Genomic DNA, 933 nt, shown 5'->3' with positions numbered 1-933 from the left:
AAAAAGGCCAGGAATTCATCACTGAAATTGAGCCATTTCGTTTAGCGATTCCGAACGTTTTAAATTAATAAAATTGGAGATTCAGTGGCTACCTATATTGTTGGTGACATCCAAGGCTGTTTTGACGAACTACAGCAGCTACTCAAGCGCGTCAACTTTTCCACTCAACATGACCAACTTTGGCTCGCAGGAGATTTGGTGGCTCGCGGCCCGAAATCACTCGAAACACTGCGCTTCGTAAAGTCACTCGGTGACAGCGCAAAAGTCGTACTCGGCAATCATGACTTACATTTACTGGCTGTATCTTACGGCCTGAAAAAGCGAAAAGACAAAGATAAAACGACCCCTATTTTCCTCGCTAAAGACCGCGAAGAACTGCTCTCTTGGCTAGCTAAACAACCTCTTCTGGCAGAGCACGACGAGTTTGTGATGTGTCATGCGGGTATTTCACCGCAATGGGATTTAGAAACAGCAAGACAATGCGCTCGCGAAGTAGAACGTATTATCCAAGGCGAAGAGTTGCCGTGGTTGCTAAAAAATATGTACAGCAACTTACCAGATCTTTGGGATGACTCACTGGAAGGTCTGGATCGCTACCGCTATATCATCAATGCCTTTACAAGAATGCGTTTCTGCTTTTCTGATGGTCGTTTAGATATGGACTGCAAACTGCCTCCGCAAGAAGTCACAGGTGACCAATTGGTACCTTGGTTTGAACTGCCGCACCGCATACCGTTAGAAAAAACAGTGTTATTCGGCCACTGGGCAGCATTGCAGGGCTATATCGATGAAAAAGTCATTGGACTCGATACAGGTTGTGTCTGGGGTGGTTCGCTGACGATGATCCGTTGGGAAGACAAACAACTCTTTACCCAAGACGCTCTCGATTAATCACTAGATCGTTACTCCAAAAACAAAAAGCACCGTGGTTAC

The 933-nt window shown here is 45.7% G+C and carries 1 protein-coding gene; it reads left to right on the top strand.

Annotation, left to right across the window (positions count from 1 at the left end; genetic code table 11):
* The first annotated feature begins 84 nt into the window (after positions 1-84).
* Complete coding sequence (apaH, locus tag R7P74_RS25255) at positions 85-891, top strand: bis(5'-nucleosyl)-tetraphosphatase (symmetrical) ApaH (protein WP_005480531.1); 807 nt, start codon at positions 85-87, stop codon at positions 889-891.
* Positions 892-933: the final 42 nt, after the last annotated feature.

The organism is Vibrio sp. 2033 (genome assembly GCF_033339735.1).
The sequence above is the reverse complement of the archived record's forward strand: the minus strand, read 5'-3'. Positions and strand labels throughout refer to the sequence as shown.